This is a genomic window from Allobosea sp. LjRoot237, assembly GCF_964253285.1.
Classification (GTDB): Bacteria; Pseudomonadota; Alphaproteobacteria; order Rhizobiales; family Beijerinckiaceae; genus Allobosea.
Map to the genome: position 1 here is coordinate 224,233 of NZ_CAXUQP020000001.1, position 16,997 is coordinate 241,229.

General features: G+C 66.6%; 14 protein-coding genes. 13 read left to right on the forward strand and 1 reads right to left on the reverse strand.

Annotation, left to right across the window (positions count from 1 at the left end; genetic code table 11):
* Positions 1-5: 5 nt before the first annotated feature.
* The 9 genes from ACSQ24_RS01030 (at position 6) to ACSQ24_RS01070 (ending at position 11,483) form a co-directional block, all read left to right on the forward strand.
* Positions 6-917 carry a substrate-binding domain-containing protein gene (locus ACSQ24_RS01030; RefSeq protein WP_436097798.1) on the forward strand — a complete coding sequence of 304 codons (912 nt, stop codon included), beginning with the start codon at positions 6-8 and terminating at the stop codon, positions 915-917.
* A 65-nt stretch (positions 918-982) separates the two neighbouring features.
* Complete coding sequence (locus ACSQ24_RS01035; protein WP_436092892.1) at positions 983-2,674, forward strand: sugar ABC transporter ATP-binding protein; 1,692 nt, start codon at positions 983-985, stop codon at positions 2,672-2,674.
* Positions 2,675-2,757: 83 nt separating this feature from the next.
* A complete protein-coding gene (locus tag ACSQ24_RS01040) occupies positions 2,758-3,741 on the forward strand; it encodes an ABC transporter permease (RefSeq protein WP_436097799.1) in 984 nt (327 codons plus the stop codon).
* Between the two features lie 11 nt (positions 3,742-3,752).
* Complete coding sequence (locus tag ACSQ24_RS01045; RefSeq protein WP_436092893.1) at positions 3,753-4,736, forward strand: sugar-binding transcriptional regulator; 984 nt, start codon at positions 3,753-3,755, stop codon at positions 4,734-4,736.
* Positions 4,726-5,721, forward strand: coding sequence for an aldo/keto reductase (locus ACSQ24_RS01050; RefSeq protein ID WP_436092894.1), 996 nt, complete (start codon positions 4,726-4,728; stop codon positions 5,719-5,721). The genes ACSQ24_RS01045 and ACSQ24_RS01050 overlap by 11 nt, the downstream gene beginning before the upstream one ends.
* Before the next feature lie 18 nt (positions 5,722-5,739).
* Positions 5,740-7,530: a glycerol-3-phosphate dehydrogenase/oxidase gene (locus tag ACSQ24_RS01055; RefSeq protein ID WP_436092895.1), complete on the forward strand. Its 1,791-nt coding sequence runs from the start codon at positions 5,740-5,742 to the stop codon at positions 7,528-7,530.
* A complete protein-coding gene (locus ACSQ24_RS01060) occupies positions 7,472-8,317 on the forward strand; it encodes a class I fructose-bisphosphate aldolase (protein WP_436092896.1) in 846 nt (281 codons plus the stop codon). The genes ACSQ24_RS01055 and ACSQ24_RS01060 overlap by 59 nt, the downstream gene beginning before the upstream one ends.
* Complete coding sequence (locus tag ACSQ24_RS01065) at positions 8,314-9,813, forward strand: FGGY-family carbohydrate kinase (RefSeq protein ID WP_436092897.1); 1,500 nt, start codon at positions 8,314-8,316, stop codon at positions 9,811-9,813. The genes ACSQ24_RS01060 and ACSQ24_RS01065 overlap by 4 nt, the downstream gene beginning before the upstream one ends.
* A complete protein-coding gene (locus tag ACSQ24_RS01070) occupies positions 9,810-11,483 on the forward strand; it encodes a GMC family oxidoreductase (RefSeq protein ID WP_436092898.1) in 1,674 nt (557 codons plus the stop codon). The genes ACSQ24_RS01065 and ACSQ24_RS01070 overlap by 4 nt, the downstream gene beginning before the upstream one ends.
* A 24-nt stretch (positions 11,484-11,507) precedes the next feature.
* Here ACSQ24_RS01070 and ACSQ24_RS01075 read toward each other — a convergent pair whose 3' ends face one another.
* The gene (locus ACSQ24_RS01075) at positions 11,508-12,416 is read right to left on the reverse strand and encodes a LysR family transcriptional regulator (RefSeq protein WP_436092899.1); all 909 of its coding nucleotides are present in this window, start codon (positions 12,414-12,416) and stop codon (positions 11,508-11,510) included.
* Positions 12,417-12,532: 116 nt separating this feature from the next.
* Between ACSQ24_RS01075 and ACSQ24_RS01080 the strand changes: the two genes are divergently transcribed.
* From ACSQ24_RS01080 to ACSQ24_RS01095, 4 genes are all read left to right on the forward strand, one after another.
* Positions 12,533-13,966, forward strand: coding sequence for an NAD-dependent succinate-semialdehyde dehydrogenase (locus tag ACSQ24_RS01080; protein WP_436092900.1), 1,434 nt, complete (start codon positions 12,533-12,535; stop codon positions 13,964-13,966).
* Between the two features lie 26 nt (positions 13,967-13,992).
* Positions 13,993-14,976, forward strand: coding sequence for a dihydrodipicolinate synthase family protein (locus ACSQ24_RS01085; RefSeq protein ID WP_436092901.1), 984 nt, complete (start codon positions 13,993-13,995; stop codon positions 14,974-14,976).
* A gap of 39 nt (positions 14,977-15,015) precedes the next feature.
* The gene (locus tag ACSQ24_RS01090) at positions 15,016-15,567 is read left to right on the forward strand and encodes a 3-hydroxyanthranilate 3,4-dioxygenase (protein ID WP_436092902.1); all 552 of its coding nucleotides are present in this window, start codon (positions 15,016-15,018) and stop codon (positions 15,565-15,567) included.
* A 121-nt stretch (positions 15,568-15,688) separates the two neighbouring features.
* A complete protein-coding gene (locus ACSQ24_RS01095; RefSeq protein ID WP_436092903.1) occupies positions 15,689-16,861 on the forward strand; it encodes an ABC transporter substrate-binding protein in 1,173 nt (390 codons plus the stop codon).
* Positions 16,862-16,997 lie beyond the last annotated feature (136 nt).

Genomic DNA, 16,997 nt, shown 5'->3' on the forward strand with positions numbered 1-16,997 from the left:
ACTACATGAACGTGATGGTCTCGGGCGTGGAATACTGGTTCCCCGTCTACGAGATGTTCAAGCAGGCGGCGCAGTCGCTCGGCTGCAAGACCGCCTATACCGGCACGCCGGAATACGACGTCACCAAGCAGATCGCGAGCTTCGACCAGATCCTGGCCAAGAAGCCGGCCGGCATCCTCGTCCATCCGATGAACTCGGACCCGTTCATCGAGCCGATCAACCGGGCGGTCGCCTCGGGCGTGCCGGTGGTGACCTTCGCGGCCGACTCGCCGAACAGCAAGCGCGTCTCCTACGTCACCTCCGACAATGATCGCGAGGGTTCCTATGCCGCGGACGTGATCGCCAAGGCGATGGGCGGCAAGGGCGAATACGGCGTTCTCGAAAACCCCGGCCAGGACAATCACGACCGGCGCGTCGCCGCCTTCGTCAAGCGGATGGGCGAGAAGCATCCGGGCATAAAGCTGGTCGCGCGCGCCGCCTCGAACCAGGACCCGACCAAGGCCTACAATGCCGCGCTGAGCATGGCGCAGGCCAATCCCAATCTTGGCGCACTGTTCATGCCGGAGGCGAATTCCGCCCTCGGCGCGGCGCAGGCGGCGCAGGAGCTCGGCGGCAAGATCAAGGTGATGAACGCCGACGTGAACGGCAAGATCCTCGACATGATCAAGGGCGGTCAGGTTTTCGGCGCGATCAACCCGAACCAGGGCATGCAGGGCTATATGGGCTTCATGCTGCTGTTCATGGCGGCCCATCCCGAGCTGATCGACCCGATGAACGACAACAAGCGCTCGGGTTACAATCCGATGGGAGTGCCCTTCGTCGACAACGGCTTCGCCGTGGTCACCAAGGAGAATGCCGACGACTTCTATTGGGACGCTTATCTGAAGCGCCGCGGCACCAAGGGCATCAAGGAATAGTCCTGAATCGTCTCGCGGCGGAGCGTTACCATGCTCCGCCGATCCTCCCTCAGACGAGCCGTGCCATGCAGCCTCTCGCTCTCGAAGTCCGCAGCGTCAGCAAGAATTTCGGCCCGGTGCGTGCGCTCGACGGCGTCAGCTTTTGCCTGCGCAAGGGCGAGGTGCATGCGCTGATGGGTGAGAACGGCGCCGGCAAGTCGACGCTGATGAACATCATCGACGGCATCCTCAGGCCCGATGGCGGCGAGATCCTGGTCGGTGGCCGGCCCGTCGAGATCGCTTCGCCGCAGAAGGCGCACGAGCTCGGCATCGGGCTGGTGCATCAGGAGATCGCGCTCTGCCCGGACATCTCGGTCGCTGAGAACATCTCGATGGCGGCGACCAACGACCGGCGTGCCCTGCTGATGGATTACCGCGCGCTGCGTGATCGCGCCGGGAAGATCCTCGCTTCGCTCGCCGAGATCGATCCGCAGGCGCTGGTCGGCGAGCTCTCGATCTCCGAGCAGCAGATCGTCGAGATCGCCAAGGCTCTGGCGCTCGACTGCTCGATCCTGATCCTGGACGAGCCGACCGCGGCGCTAACCGAGCGCGAAGCCGGCAAACTGTTCGAGATCATCGCGCAGCTCAAGGCGCGCGGCATCAGCATCATCTATATCAGCCACCGCATGGCCGAGGTCTTCGCCCATTGCGATCGCATCAGCGTGCTGCGCGACGGGCGCTATATCTGCACCGAGGAGGTCGCGGCAACCACGCAGGAGGAGATCGTCCGGCGCATGGTCGGCCGGCATCTCGACGACATCTTCCCGCCGAAGAATCCCGGCAGCGCCACGGCGCCGGTGCTGATGTTGGTCGACGGTCTCAGCGACGGCGGCCGTGTCCGCGACGTTTCCTTTGAACTGCGCCGCGGCGAGGTACTGGGCATCGCCGGCCTGATCGGCGCCGGCCGAACTGAGATCGCGCTCGGCATCTGCGGCCTCAGCCGGCTGACCTCGGGCAAGATCGTGTTCGAGGGCAGAGAGGTCACGCCGCGCAATTATGCGCAGAGCATCGTCAACGGCATCGTCTACCTCTCCGAGGATCGCAAGGGCGCCGGCGTCTTCGTCGATCTGCCGATCGCGATGAACGTCTCGGCGCTGGACATCGACCGCGTCTCGGCCGCCGGCTTCGTCAGTCGGGCCAAGGAACAGGCGCAGGCGAAGAGCCTCGCCGACCAGCTGCGCCTGAAGCGCGGCTCGCTCGACGATGCCACGTCGACCCTGTCCGGTGGCAACCAGCAGAAGGTCGCGCTCGCCAAGCTCCTGTCGGTCTGTCCAAAGGCGATCATCCTGGACGAGCCGACGCGCGGCGTCGATGTCGGCGCCAAGGCCGAGATCCACCGCATCCTGCGCGAGCTCGCCACGGGCGGCACCGGCATCATCGCGATCTCCTCGGAGCTGCCGGAGCTGATCGGCCTGTGCGACCGGGTTCTCGTCGTGCACGAGGGCCGCATCGCCGGCGAGGTTTCGGGCGATGGTCTCAGCGAAGAAACGATCATGCGGCTCGCCTCCGGGCTTAAGATCGCGACCTGTCCTCTCCCCCCTTGTGGGGGAGAGTTAGAGAGGGGGGTAGTCAGCTGTGAGGCTGATCGTGAGCAGGCAAGCGACGCCGCTCACCCAGTCACCCCCCTCCCAACCCTCCCCCACAAGGGGGGAGGGCTAGAGCCTGCCGGCAACGGCGATGAACGCTTTCAAGCATTTGCCCTGCGAGACGAGAGATGAGCGTGGCCAGTGGAACGGGCGAGGAGCTGCGACCGGTCGCGGCGCGTGATGCTGCCGGCGGGAGCTGGCGCAACATCGCCAGCATGCGCGAATTCGGGCTGGTGCTGATCATCCTGGCGCTCTGCGTCGCGATGAGCTTCGCCTCGCCCTATTTCCTGAGCTGGGGCAACTTCCGCGCCATGCTGATGTCCTTCTCGATCGAGGGCATCGTCGTGGTCGGGATGACGGTCCTGCTGATCGTCGGTGCGATCGACCTCTCGGTCGGCTCGGTCGTCTGCTTCGCCATGGTGGTCGCCGGTACCGCCTTCCTTGCCGGCATCGATCCCTGGATGGCAAGCCTCGCCGGCATCGCCGCCAGCGCCTTCATTGGCGTCGCGATGGCCTCCTTCGTGACGCTGATCGGCCTGCACTCCTTCATCGTCTCGCTCGCCTTCATGGTGATCGTGCGCGGCCTCTGCCTCGCGATCACCGACGGCAGGCCTCTTTCACTGTTCTCGCTGCCGCCGAGCTTCAAGTTCATCGGCCAGGGCACAGTGCCGCTGGACCTGCGCTTCCTCGGCTTCGCCCAGGTCTACGACGTGCCGGTCGTCATCCTGATCTTCCTGGCGGTCGTCGTGGTCTTCGACCTCCTGCTGCGCAAGGCGACCGTGTTCCGGAAGGTGTTCTATACCGGCAGCAACGAGAAGGCGGCGCAGTATTCCGGCATCCGCACCAACCGGGTGAAGTTCTTCTGCATCGTGCTGTGCTCCAGCCTCTCCGGCGTCGCCGGCGTCCTCTACATGGCGCGCTTCGGCGCTGCGCCGCCGACCTTCGGCGTCGGCATGGAGCTCAACATCATCGCCGCGGCGGTGATCGGCGGCGCCAGCCTCAAGGGCGGTTCCGGCACCATCCTGGGCGCGATCCTCGGCATCGCCCTGCTCTCGGTGGTCTCGAGCTCGCTGACCCTGCTCGATGTGCCGCCGGTCTGGCAGGACGTGATCCGCGGAATGATCCTGCTCGCGGCGGTCACGATCGACCACCTCCTCCACACCCGCAAGCGCGCCGTCGGCGCCGTCCGCGCCCGCTGAACGAGCTCGTCATGGCCTCCCATTCCAACGACGATTTCGAGCGGCTGCGGAAGATCCACCGCGTGCTGGTGATGCATTACGTCGAGGGCCTGAGCCAGGCCGAGATCGCCAAGCGCACCGGCCTCTCGCACCCGACCGTCAACCGGCTGGTCAAGGAGGGGCATGAGCGCGGCTATGTGCAGATCTCCGTGCGCTCGCCGCTGCAATCGCTGTTCTCGCTCGAAGAGGCGCTCGCGGCGGCTGGCGGGCTGAAGGAGGCGATCGTCACGCCCACGGTCTCGGACCAGGAAGAGGTCAATCTGACCACGGTGGGGCGGGCGGCGGCCGAACACCTGCTGTCGAACCTTCGGGATGGCGACACGATCTGCGTCTCCGGCGGGCGCGGCGTCGATGCAATGATCCAGGCGCTGGCGCCGAACCGGGCCTATGACGTCACCGTCGTCCCGGCGACCGGCGGCATCCAGGGCGAATACTTCACCGATGTGAACCATCTGGCGGCGCAGCTCGCCCACAAGCTGCAGGGCAAGGCCTTCCAGATCCATGCCCCGGTCTTCGCGGCCTCGCGCGAGGAGCGAGATGTATTGCTCTCGCTGCAGTCGGTGCGCGAGGTGCTTGCCCGGGCGCGCGATGCCGCGATCGCTGTGACCGGCATCGGCTCGGTCCTGGCCGATCGCTCGACCTATCTCAGCCTGCGGGCGGCGAGCCCCGGCACCGAGAGCGAATTGTCGCGGCTCGGCGCGGCCGGCGAGCTCGTCGCGCATCTGCTCGATCGCCGCGGACGGCTCTGCGACTACAAGCTGAACGAGCGCGTGATCGGCCTGACGCTGGACGAGCTCAAGGCGATCCCGCTGGCGATCGGTGTCTGCGCGGGGGCCCGCAAGGCGGTGCCGGCGGCGAGTGCCCTGCGCGGCGGCTTCCTCGACGTGCTGGCGACCGACGAGGCCACCGGCAACGCGATCCTCGATGTGCTGAAGGATAAATCCCATGGGAATTAGCCAGCAACTGCGCCCGATGGGCACAAGCGCGGTGAGCGCGAGCGCCGTTGGCCTCGGCACCTGGGCCATGGGCGGCTGGATGTGGGGCGGCACCGACGAGGCCAAGGCGGTCGAGGCGATCCGCGCTTCGCTCGATGCCGGCGTCAGCCTGATCGACACAGCCCCCGCCTATGGCCTCGGCAAATCCGAGGAGATCGTCGGTGAGGCCATCGCCGGCCGCCGATCCGAGGTGGTGCTGGCGACGAAATGCGGCCTCGTCTGGCACACCGACAAGGGCAACCACTTCTTCGATGAGCACGGCAAGCGGGTCCACCGCCATCTCGGGCGCGACTCGATCCTGCATGAGCTCGAGCAGAGCCTTCGCCGCCTGCGCACCGACTATATCGACCTCTACATCACCCATTGGCAGGACCCGACGACGCCCGTCGCCGAGACCATGGTCACGCTGCTGGAGCTGAAGCAGCAGGGCAAGATCCGGGCGATCGGGGTGAGCAATGTCAGCTCCGACGAGCTCAAGGCCTATCTCGCCATTGGCCCGGTCGACGCCATCCAGGAGCGCTACAACATGCTCGATCGCGAGATCGAGACGACGCTGCTGCCGATCTGCCGGGCGCATGACGTCGCGACGCTGAGCTATTCCTCGCTGGCACTCGGCCTGCTCTCCGGCAAGATCGGTCCTGAGCGGGTCTTCTCCGGCGACGACCTGCGCAAGGACGATCCGCGCTTCTCGCCGGAAAGCCTGACGCGCATCGCCGCCTTCCTCGCAGAGATCCGTCCGATCGCCGAAGCCAATGACGCCACAATCGCGCAGCTGGTGATCGCCTGGACCATCGCCCAGCCCGGCATCACCTACGCGCTCTGCGGTGCCCGCGACCGGACGCAGGCCGTCGAGAACGCCGGCGCCGGCAGGATCACGCTCGCCAGCGAAGAATTGCGCCGCATCGGCGAGGCGATCGCGCGGCATCTCAGCAAGGCAGCGGGCTGAGCGAACGCAGAGACCATCATGGCCCAGGATCGTGCAGAGCGGATCAGCGCCTTGCGTCGCAAGGGGCGCGTGCAGGTGCTCGTCATCGGCGGCGGCATCAATGGCATCGGTACCTTCCGCGAGCTGGCGCTGAACGGCGTTGACGTCGTGCTGGTCGAGCGCGGTGACTTCATGAGCGGGGCGAGTTCCGCCCCGTCGCGGATGATCCATGGCGGCCTGCGCTATATGGAGAACGGCGAGTTCGCGCTGGTCAGGGAATCGCTGCGCGAGCGCAATCTGCTCCTGGCCAACGCCCCCCACCTCGTCAGCTCGCTACCGACGCTGATCCCGGTGGTCGACCGCTTCTCCGGCGTGGTCGGAGCCGTGCGCCGCTTCCTCGGCGGAAAGGAAACGGCCGGCGCGCGTGGCGCCCTCATCATCAAGCTCGGGCTCTGCCTCTACGATCTCTACGCCGGCCGCGGCAGCTTCGTCCCGCGTCACAGTTTCTTCGGCGGCCGGGAGACGCGGCGGCGCTGGCCGGCGCTGCGCTCCGACATCGTCGGCAGCGCGCTTTATTACGATGCGAGGATCAGCCATCCCGAGCGGCTCGGCATCGAGCTCATCCTCGACAGCGAGCAGGCCGCGCCCGAGGCGCTGGCGCTCAACCATCTCGGCTTTGTCGGGCTGGAGCCGGGCGGCGCCGAGCTCGAGGATGGCCTGACCGGCGAGCGCTTCACCCTCGACGCCGGCATCGTCGTCAACGCGACCGGCGCCTGGATCGACCTGACTAATCAAGAGCTTGCCGGGAAAGCACCGCGCCTGATCGGCGGCACCAAGGGTTCGCATCTCGTCATCGCCAACCGGCGACTCTATGAGGCGCTCGGCGAGACGATGATCTACTTCGCCAATCGCGAGGGCCGCGTCTGCATCCTGTTCCGGCATCTCGGCCAGGTGCTGGCGGGTTCGACCGACATCAGCGTCGAGACGCCGGACGGAGTGCGCTGCGAGCCTGACGAAGCCGCCTATATCCTCGCCTCGATCGCCGAAGTCTTCCCGGACATCCCGATTGTGCAGGACGAGGTGATCTACCGCTTCTCCGGCGTGCGGCCATTGCCGCGCAGCGATCACAATCTCAATGCCAGCATCTCGCGCGACCATAGCTGCGAATGGCTCGATCCGGGCGCCGGCGCGGCCCGGCCGGTGCTCAATCTGGTCGGTGGCAAATGGACGACCTTTCGCGCTTTCGGCGCTGCTGCCGCGGACATGATTCTGAACAGGCTGGGCCTCCCACGCCGCGTGGCGACCGAGCACAGCGCGATCGGTGGCGGCCGCGACTATCCCACGGGCGAGCGCCGGCAGGCCTGGATCGCGCGTGTCGCGAGCGCGGCGGGATTGGCTCGCGAGGCGGCCGAGCGGCTGCTGGCGCGCTATGGCACCCGGGTCGACGAACTCGGCTACAGGCTCGCCGGACGCGGCGACGAAGCCCTGATCTCGCTGCCGGCCCATGGTCGTGGCGAGATCGCCTGGATCCTTGACGAGGAACGGGCGGAGACGCTGCCCGATCTCGTTCTGCGCCGTCTGACCATCGCCTTCACCGGCGAACTTTCGCATGCCGCGGTGATCGAACTGTCTGGGATCATGGCGGCGGCGCGGGGCTGGGATGAGCGCCGGCGGGCGGCCGAATGCGCTGCCCTGTTCGCCGAACTCAACAACAATCACGGCGTCAGCGAAGCAATGCTGCGCCGGCGCGACGCAGATCGGAAGGGTAGCGATGTACGATTCGAAGAAGGTCCGCATGAACCGGCTGTTCCACAACGGCAGGTGTCTTGACGTCGCGATCGACCACGGCGTCTGCAACGAGCCGTCCTTTCTCGGCGGGCTCGAGGACATGGGCGGGATCGTCGATGTGCTGGCGCAGGCGGGGCCGGATGCGATCCAGATGAATTACGGCCAGGCCGACCTGCTGCAGGGACGGTCTGGCAAGGACAAGCCGGCGCTGGTGATGCGCATCGACATGGGCAATCCCTATAATGCGCTGCGCCATCGCGAGATGTGGGCGGTGCTGCAGAATGCGCATGACCCGGTGGTGCCGGCCTTGAAGCTCGACGCCGCCTGCGTGGTGGTCAACCTGTTCATGCTGCCGGACGAGCCGGCGCTGTTCCGGCAATGCGTCGAGAACATCGCCCGCGTCCGACAGGATTGTGAGCGCTACGGCATGCCGCTGATGATCGAACCCTTGGTGATGCAGCCCAATAGCGGGCGCGGCGGCTATCTTGTCGATGGCGATGCCGAGAAGATCGTCACGCTGGTGCGGCTCGCCCGCGAAATGGGCGCCGACATCATCAAGGCCGACCCGACCACCGACCCGGCCGATTTCGGCCGCGTCGTCGAGGCGGCGCGCTGCCCGGTGCTGGTCCGCGGCGGCGGCAAGGCCGATCTCAGGCAGGTCTTCGCCAACTCGTACGCGCTGATGCGGCAGGGCGCGCATGGCATGGTCTATGGCCGCAACATCTATCAGCATGCATCGCCGAGCCGGGTGGTCAGGGCGCTGATGGCGATGATCCATGACGGCATCGACGACGAGGCCGCCTGGCGGGTCTACGAGGGCGGCGAATGACCGAGCTGCTTCTCGGCCTCGATGCCGGCAACACCGTCGTCAAGGCGGTGCTGTTCGATCGAAGTGGCAAGGTGGTCGGCAAGGCAGCGCGCGATGGCCGCTCGAGCAAGCCGGAGCCGGGCCATGTCGAGCGCGATATCGGCGAGCTCTGGGACAATGCCGGTGAGGTGATCGCCGCCTGCCTGCGCGATGCCGGCGCGAAGGGCGCTGATGTCGCAGCTGTCGGCACGGCCGGCCATGGCAATGGCCTTTATCTACTCGACAAGCAGAGCGGGCCGCTGCTGGGCATCCAGTCGCTCGATACCCGGGCCGCCGAACTCGCGGCCGCGTGGCGAGAGGATGGCACAGGCGATGCGCTTTATCCGCTCTGTCTGCAAAAGCCCTGGCCCTCGCAGACGGCGACGCTGCTCGCCTGGGTCAAGCGCAACCGGCCGGAGATCTACACCAAGGTCGGCACCGCCTTCTTGTGCAAGGACGCGCTGACCCTCATGCTCACCGGCAAGCTGGTGAGCGACTATTCCGACATGAGCGGCTGCGGGCTGATGCGCCTGCCCGAACGCGACTACGATGCCGAGCTGCTTGAGCGCTACGGGCTTGCAGACGCGAAAGAGCTGCTGCCGCCGCTGGTGCAGTCCGACGCGATCGCCGGAACCGTCACGGAGGCGGCAGCGCGGCGCACCGGGCTCGCTGCCGGCACGCCGGTGGCCGCTGGCTTCTTCGACATCATCGCCAGCGCTGTCGGCGCCGGGGCGGCGCAGCCGGGGCAGGCGGCGATCGTGGTCGGGACCTGGGGGATCAACCAGATCATCCTCGATGCGCCGCTGGTCGACGAGCACATCCTGCACGCCTGCACCTGGCGCCCGGACCGCTATGTCGCAGTCGAATCCAGCGCGACTTCGGCGGTCAATCTCGAATGGTTCGTGCACGAGATCCTCGGCGATCACGGCGAGGGGGCCTTCGCGCGCTGCAACGAGCTCGTTGCCTCGGTGAGGCCGAGCGCCGACAGCCCGCTGTTCCACCCCTTCCTCTACGGCTCCGGGCCTGAGCCCATGGCGCGTGCCGCTTTCCTGGGGCTCGCTGGCTGGCATGGCCGGGCCGAGATGCTGCACGCGCTCTATGAGGGCGTGATCTTCGAGCACCGCCGGCATGTCGACCGCCTGCGTGCCGCCGGGGTGAGCTTCGAGCGGGCGGTCCTCTCCGGCGGCGGCTCGCGTAGCACGGTCTGGTGCCAGATGTTCGCCGATGGCATCGGCGTCCCGGTCACGGTCGCCGAATGCGAGGAGACCGGCGCGCTCGGCGCCGCCATCGCCGCCGGCGTCGCGGCCGGCCTGTTCAGGGATATCGAGGCCGGCGTCGCGCAGATGGTCAGGGCCAGGCGCAGCTTCGTGCCGATCTGCCAAGATCGGACCTTGAGCGATGCGCGCTACCGACTCTACGCCGATCTTGCTACGACTCTGACAGCACAGTGGCAGCGTTATCGATCGGAGGTCGCGTGAGCGTCCGTCGCCATCTCGGGTCTTTTGACTATGTCATCGTTGGCGCCGGGTCGGCGGGCTGCGTGCTCGCCAATCGCCTCAGCGCCGATCCCACCAAGCGCGTGCTGCTGCTCGAGGCCGGCGGTTCCGACAATTATCACTGGATCCACATCCCCGTCGGATACCTCTACTGCATGGGCAATCCCCGGACCGACTGGGGCTACAAGACGGCACAGGAGCCGGGTCTCAACGGGCGTTCGCTCGCCTATCCGCGCGGCAAGGTGCTCGGCGGCTGCTCCTCGATCAACGGCATGATCTACATGCGCGGCCAGGCCGCCGACTATGATGGCTGGCGCCAGCTCGGCAATCCCGGCTGGGGCTGGGACGAGGTGCTGCCGCTGTTCCGCAAGTCCGAGCGGCACCACAATCTCGACGGGCCGTTCCATGGCCGGGATGGCGAACTGCATGTCGAGCGCCAGCGCCTGTCCTGGCCGATCCTCGATGCCGTGCGCGAGGCGGCCGAGGAGATCGGCGTGCCGAAGATCGACGACTTCAATGCCGGCGACAATTTCGGCTCGTCCTATTTCGAGGTCAACCAGAAGGCCGGTTTCCGCTTCAATGCGGTGCGGGCCTTCCTCAGCCCGGTGCGCGGCCGCAGCAACCTGACCGTGCTGACCAAGGCGCAGGCCGAGCGCATCCTCTTCACTGGCAAACGCGCGACCGGGCTCGAACTGCGCCTCAATGGCGAGCCCGTAGAGGTCGACGCCGTCGGCGAATTGATCCTGTCGGCCGGCGCGATCGGCACCCCTCAGTTGCTGCAGCTTTCCGGCGTCGGTTCCGGCGAACTTCTGTCGCAGCATGGCATCGCCGTCCGCCACGAATTGCCCGGGGTCGGCGAGAACCTGCAGGACCATCTCCAGATCCGCACGGTCTTCAAGATCACGGGTGCGGCGACGCTGAACGAGCGGCAGGCGACGCTGCGCGGCAAGATGGGCATCGCGCTCGAATATGCGCTGCGTCGCTCCGGGCCGATGGCGATGGCGCCGAGCCAGCTCGGCATCTTCATGCGCTCCGACGAACGCTTCGCCACGCCCAATATCGAGTTCCACGTCCAGCCGCTATCGCTGGAGCGCTTCGGCCAGCCGCTCGACGCCTTTCCGGCGATCACGGTCTCGGTCTGCAATCTCAGGCCGGATTCGCGCGGTCATGTCCGGATCGCCTCGGCCGATCCGTCGGAACATCCCAGCATTGCGCCCAACTATCTCTCGACCGAAAGCGACCGGGAGGTCGCTGCAGCCTCCATCGTTGCGGCACGCCGGCTGATGCATACGGAGCGGCTGCGCGCGTACCGGCCGGAGGAGCTGAAGCCCGGCGTGGCGATCCAGGAGCCGGCGGAACTGGCGCGGGCGGCAGGAGATATCGCGACGACGATCTTCCACCCGGTCGGCACGGCCAAGATGGGCACCGATGCGATGGCGGTGGTCGATCCCGAGTTGCGCGTACACGGTCTCGAAGGCTTGCGCGTCGTCGACTGCTCGATCATGCCGACGATCGTTTCCGGCAATACCCATGCCCCGGCGGTCATGATCGCCGAGAAGGCGGCGCAGCTGATCACCGCTGCAGCAGGGGCAGTTCCAGTCGGGCACGCGTCGAGCGCCGGCCCTTCGGTAGCGGGAACTGGGCTCCGCTAGGGCAGGGGTTGCCGCCAGTCCGGCTCAATCGACATCGGCTGGCGTGAGGCGCTGGACGTAGCGCCGCAGCAGCGCCTCGAATGTCGCGAGCGCAGGCGTCACCGAGCGGCCGCTGGGCCGGATCATGACGATGTCGCGCGCGATCGTCGGATTGGACAGCGGCCGGGCGATGACCCTGCGATGCGGCGCCGCGGCGCGTGCATAGGTCGGCAGCACGGCGACGCCGAGGCGTGCCTCGACCAATGCCAGAGCCGTGGTGATCTGCGAGACCTCATAGGCCGGCGTCAGCGGCATTCCGACCGTCTCATAGGCGACTTCGACCAGGAGGCGGATGCCGCTGTCGCGCGTCAATGTGATCAGCGGTTCGCCTTGCAGCTCGCGCCAGTCGACCGTCGCCGTGGCGAAGCGGCTGCTGGGGCTGCAGAACAACATCAGGCTGTCGCGCGCCATCGGGATGCGCTCGATGCCGTCCTCCACGGCTGCGAAGGTTCCGAGGCCGCAATCGGCCCGGCCGATCCGGACGGCTTCGACGATCGTGTCCGTGCGTGCGTCTATCAGGACAATCTGGATACCAGGGTAGCGCTCGCGCATCTCCGCGATCGCCTCGGGCAGGATCGCAGCGGCGAGCAGCGGCGGGGCGGCCACGGTGATCCGGCCGCGCCTGCGTTCGGCGAGGTCGTTGGCGTTCTGGATGGCGAGTTCGAGGTCGTGGACGATCTTGGCCGAGGCGCCCTGGAACTCCCGGCCGCCTTCGGTCAGCTCGACCCGGCGCGTCGTGCGGTCGAAGAGACGAACCCCGAGGGCGTGCTCCAGCTCACGCACCAGTTGCGACAAGGCCGGTTGCGCCATGTGCAACCGCTCCGCCGCCTTGGTGAAGGTGCCCAGCTCGGCAACGGCGAGGAAGGCCTGAATCTGTCGCAGCGTAACCGCCATCGCCAATTTATAAGCAAATCATCTGAATTAAGACAAATAAGCTGAATTCCATATGGTCGGAATCATGGCCATCATGCCCGACATCACGCCGAGCGCCGCTCCGATCGAGGCTTTTCATGACCGCCTACCCAGACCTCAAGCTCTATATCGGCGGAGCCTGGCGCAAGACCTCCGACAGCCTGCCGGTGCTCAACCCGGCCGATGAGAATGTGATCGGCGCTGTCCCCGTCGCTGGTCGTGCCGACCTCGATGACGCGCTGGCGGCAGCCAGGGACGGCTTCAGGGTCTGGAGCCGGACGGCGCCGCGGGTTCGTGGCGAGGTCATGCTCAAGGCAGCGGCGCTGATGCGCGCCCGTATCGACGAGATCGCCCATGCGATCACGCTCGAGCACGGCAAGCCCTTCGCCCAGGCGCAGCTCGAAGTGATCCGCGGCTGCGAGTTCTTCGAATGGGATGCCGCCGAGGGCCAGCGCACCTATGGCCGGGTGATCCCGAGCGAGCCCGGCATCAAGTATGTCGTGATGCACCAGCCGATCGGTATGGTCGCAGCCTTCTCGCCGTGGAATTTCCCGATGAGCCAGCCGGCGCGCAAGATCGCCGGTGCGCTGGCAGCGGGCTGCTCGATCATCCTGAAGGCGGCGGAGGAGACGCCGGCCGGCGCGCTCCACATCGCCCGGGCCCTGCACGATGCCGGCTTGCCGCCCGGCGTGTTCAACCTGGTCTTCGGTATTCCGGCCGAGATCTCGCAATACCTGATCCCGCAGGAGCAGACCCGGCTGATCGCCTTCACCGGCTCGACGGCGGTCGGCAAGCACCTGACCCGGATCGCCGCCGACCATATGAAGCCAGTGCTGATGGAGCTCGGCGGCCATGCTCCGGTGATCGTCTGCGACGATGTCGACCCGGTGGCGGCGGCAACAGCCTCGGCGATCCGCAAGTCGCGCAACACCGGCCAGGTCTGCACCTCGCCGACGCGCTTCTTCGTGCAGAAGCCGATCTACGAGGCCTTCGCCCGGACTTTCGCCGAGAAGGCGCGCTCGGTGGTGGTCGGCAACGGTCTCGACAGCGCGACGCAGATGGGTCCGCTCGCCAATCATCGCCGCATCGAGGCGATGGAGATGCTGGTCGCCGACGCCAGGGCCAAGGGCGCGCAGGTGCTGGCCGGCGGCGAGCGCATCGGCAATCGCGGCTATTTCTTCCCGGTGACGGTCCTCGCCGACGTGCCGGACGAGGCCCGCGCCATGCGCGAGGAGCCGTTCGGGCCGCTCGCCTTGATCAGCCCGGTCTCGTCGCTCGACGAGGCGATTGAGAAAGCGAATTCACTGCCCTTCGGCCTCGCCGCCTACGCCTTCACCCATTCCGCCAGCAATGCCGACCGCCTCGCGGACGGGATCGAGGCCGGCAACGTCTCGATCAACACGCTCGAGGCCTCGGTGGCCGAGACGCCCTTCGGCGGCGTCAAGGATAGCGGCTATGGCCGCGAGGGCGGCGCCGAGGGGCTCGCGCACTACACGGTCATCAAGAACGTCTCGCACCGCATGGTGATCTAGCCGGCTAACGAGAAGGAGGCAGTCGCATGAACTACGCCAGGAAGGACGCCAAGGCTTACGCCCGCGCCAATATGAAGGGCATCTGGGCGGCGGCGCTGACGCCTTTCACCCGGTCGCTCGGCATCGACGAGGATGGCTTCCGCGAGAACATCAGGCACTGGACTGAGGACCTGAAGATCGACGGCCTGTTCATCGCCGGCAAGCAGGGCGAGTTCTTCTCGATGTCGGTCGAGGAGCGCAAGCGCAGCTTCGAACTCGCGGTCGAGGCCACGGCCGGCCGTGGGCAGACGATCATGTCCTGCTCCGACCAGAACATGGATGTCGTCATCGACCTCGCGAAGCACGCGCAGATGGTCGGCGCCGACTACATCGTCGTGCACGCGCCGCTGCTGCACTTCTTCAAGGCGCAGGACGAGACGCTCTACGAGTACTACCGGACGATCGCCGAAAAGGTCGATATCGGCATTGCGCTCTGGAGCCATCCGGACAGCGGCTATCTGATGAGCCCGCAGCTCTGCAACCGCCTCGCCGACATCGAGAACGTCGTCGCGATCAAGTACAGCGTGCCGCGCGCCATGTATGCCGAGCTCACCCGGCTCGCCGGCGACCGCATCCTGGTCAGCACCGCCTCGGAAGAGGAATGGCTCGACAACATCGTCGAGCTCAGCTGGCAGCTCTATCTCTGCTCCTCGCCGCCCTATCTGATCCAGAGCGCGAACGATCTGCGCATGCGCGAATACACTGATCTCGCCTTTGCCGGCGAGGTCGAGAAGTCGCAGGCCGTGCGCGACAGCCTCCACCCCGTGCGCGAGGCGCTGCGCGTCACGCGGCCGGCCGAGAAGCCGCATGCGCATCAGAAATACTGGCAGGAACTGCTGGGGCAGGTCGGCGGGCGCGTGCGCGCGCCCTTGCTCGAGCTGACGGAAACCGAGCAGGCGGCGACGCGCGCCGCCTTCGAGAGCTGCGGGCTCAAGCTCGCGGCGGGCCGGCCGTTGGCGAAGGCCGGCTGAAATTCGGGTAGGACAGCACAAAACGGGAGAGGTGAAGCGATGGCGACCGAAGAACGGCTCAAGGCCTTCAACTTCAAGAAATGGATCGAAGAGAACGAGCACCTGCTGAAGCCGCCGGTCGGCAACAAGAAGGTGTTCTCCGACGGCCAGATGACCGTGATGGTGGTCGGCGGTCCGAACCAGCGCGCCGATTTCCATGACGACCCGGTGGAGGAGTTCTTCTACCAACTCAAGGGCGACATGATGCTGAAGCTCGTCGACAACGGGAAGCATTACGACGTGACGATCCGCGAGGGCGACGTCTTCCTGCTGCCGCCGCATGTGCGCCACTCGCCGCAGCGCCCGCAGGAGGGCTCGATCGGGCTCGTGGTCGAGCCGGCGCGCCATGCCGACCAGGTCGACGGCTTCGAATGGTACTGCTTCGAGTGCAATGGCCTGGTGCATCGCATCGAGCTCAAGGTCGGGGATCTCGTCAAGGACCTGCCGCCGCTCTACGAAGCCTTCTTCGCCGACGAAAAGGCGCGGACCTGCAAGCAGTGTGGCGCCCTCCATCCCGGCAGGAAGCCGCCGGCCGGTTGGGTCGCGCTCTGAGCGAGGGCGGAGGCGCCGGCTCGTACGGCGCCCCGACGCGCTTGCGCACCGATCCAAAATTGCTTTAAGCTTAAAATAATTTCGAACAATCCGACGCACAAATGATCGGACGAGGGGAACCATGCAGCACCGTAAATCAGTATGCCTGGGATTGATGCTGGCAGCCGCCGTCGCCTTGCCGGCGCTCGCTCAGCAAGCGCCGGTCAAGATCGGCATGGTCACGACGCTGTCCGGACCGGGCGGCTATCTCGGCCAGGATATTCGCGATGCCTTCAGGCTCGCGATCGAGATGGGCGGCGGCAAGCTCGGCGGCGCGCCGGTCGAGCTCGTTGTCGAGGACGACGCGCTGAAGCCCGGCCAGGGCAAGCAGATCGCCGAGAAGATGCTGAAGACCGACGGCATCAAGATCATGACCGGCATCGTCTTCTCGAACGTCGCCGGCGCGACCGTGCCCGATATCGTCGATGCCGGGGCGCTCTATGTCAGCCCCAATGCGGCGCCGTCGAACTTCGCCGGCAAGGAGTGCAACGAGAACTATTTCGTCGTCTCCTGGCAGAACGACAGCCTGCATGAGAGCGCCGGCCAGCACGCCACCAATCTCGGCTACAAGAAGGCCTTCATCCTCGCCCCGAACTACCAGGCCGGCAAGGATGCGCTCTCCGGCTTCAAGCGCCTGTTCAAGGGCGAGATCGCCGGCGAGGTCTATACGCGCCTCGACCAGACCGATTTCGCGCCGGAGATGGCGCAGATCCGCTCGGCCAATCCGGACGTGGTCTTCCAGTTCCATCCGGGCGGGCTCGGCATCGCCTTCCTGCGCCAGTACCAGCAGGCCGGCCTCCTCGGCAAAACCCCGATGGTGCTGGCCGAGCCCTCGCTCGACGCGACCACGCTCAAGGCCGTCGGCGAGGCTGCGCTCGGGCTCAGCGTGACCGCGCATTGGAACACCGACTTCGACAACGCCTCGAACAAGGCCTTCGTCGAGGCCTTCACCAAGGCCTACAACCGCGTGCCGACCTATTACGCCAGCCAGGGCTACGACACCGCGCTCGCCATCGCCTCGGCGCTGAAGGCGGCCGGTGGCAAGGCCGATGTGCCGGCTTTGCGCAAGGCGCTTGCCAAGGCCGATTTCCAGTCGGTGCGCGGCGCCTTCAAATTCGGCACCAACCAGCACCCGGTCCAGGACTGGTATGCGCTCAAGGTCGAGAAGGGCGCGGATGGAACGCCGGTGCTGAAGACCTCGGGCAAGGTGCTGAGCAATCATGGCGACGCCTATGCCAAGGACTGCAAGCTCTGAGTCAGCGCGTCTTGCGTACTGACCACGACGATTAGGGCGTGGGGAACCCCTCTCCTGTAAGGAGAGGGGCAGGGGTGAGGTGTTCGGGAGAGAAATCATGAGCCTGAACCCAGCCACACCGCTCGCATCACTGGTC

Bases quoted from the DNA above. Each gene is read 5' to 3' on its own strand.
- ACSQ24_RS01040 (WP_436097799.1), top strand. From the start codon at position 2,758: ATGCGCGAATTCGGGCTGGTGCTGATCATCCTGGCGCTCTGCGTCGCG.
- ACSQ24_RS01060 (WP_436092896.1), top strand. From the start codon at position 7,472: ATGTACGATTCGAAGAAGGTCCGCATGAACCGGCTGTTCCACAACGGC.
- ACSQ24_RS01035 (WP_436092892.1), top strand. From the start codon at position 983: ATGCAGCCTCTCGCTCTCGAAGTCCGCAGCGTCAGCAAGAATTTCGGC.
- ACSQ24_RS01045 (WP_436092893.1), top strand. From the start codon at position 3,753: ATGGCCTCCCATTCCAACGACGATTTCGAGCGGCTGCGGAAGATCCAC.
- ACSQ24_RS01050 (WP_436092894.1), top strand. From the start codon at position 4,726: ATGGGAATTAGCCAGCAACTGCGCCCGATGGGCACAAGCGCGGTGAGC.
- ACSQ24_RS01055 (WP_436092895.1), top strand. From the start codon at position 5,740: ATGGCCCAGGATCGTGCAGAGCGGATCAGCGCCTTGCGTCGCAAGGGG.
- ACSQ24_RS01085 (WP_436092901.1), top strand. From the start codon at position 13,993: ATGAACTACGCCAGGAAGGACGCCAAGGCTTACGCCCGCGCCAATATG.
- ACSQ24_RS01080 (WP_436092900.1), top strand. From the start codon at position 12,533: ATGACCGCCTACCCAGACCTCAAGCTCTATATCGGCGGAGCCTGGCGC.
- ACSQ24_RS01075 (WP_436092899.1), bottom strand. From the start codon at position 12,416: ATGGCGGTTACGCTGCGACAGATTCAGGCCTTCCTCGCCGTTGCCGAG.
- ACSQ24_RS01095 (WP_436092903.1), top strand. From the start codon at position 15,689: ATGCAGCACCGTAAATCAGTATGCCTGGGATTGATGCTGGCAGCCGCC.
- ACSQ24_RS01090 (WP_436092902.1), top strand. From the start codon at position 15,016: ATGGCGACCGAAGAACGGCTCAAGGCCTTCAACTTCAAGAAATGGATC.
- ACSQ24_RS01030 (WP_436097798.1), top strand. From the start codon at position 6: ATGAACGTGATGGTCTCGGGCGTGGAATACTGGTTCCCCGTCTACGAG.
- ACSQ24_RS01065 (WP_436092897.1), top strand. From the start codon at position 8,314: ATGACCGAGCTGCTTCTCGGCCTCGATGCCGGCAACACCGTCGTCAAG.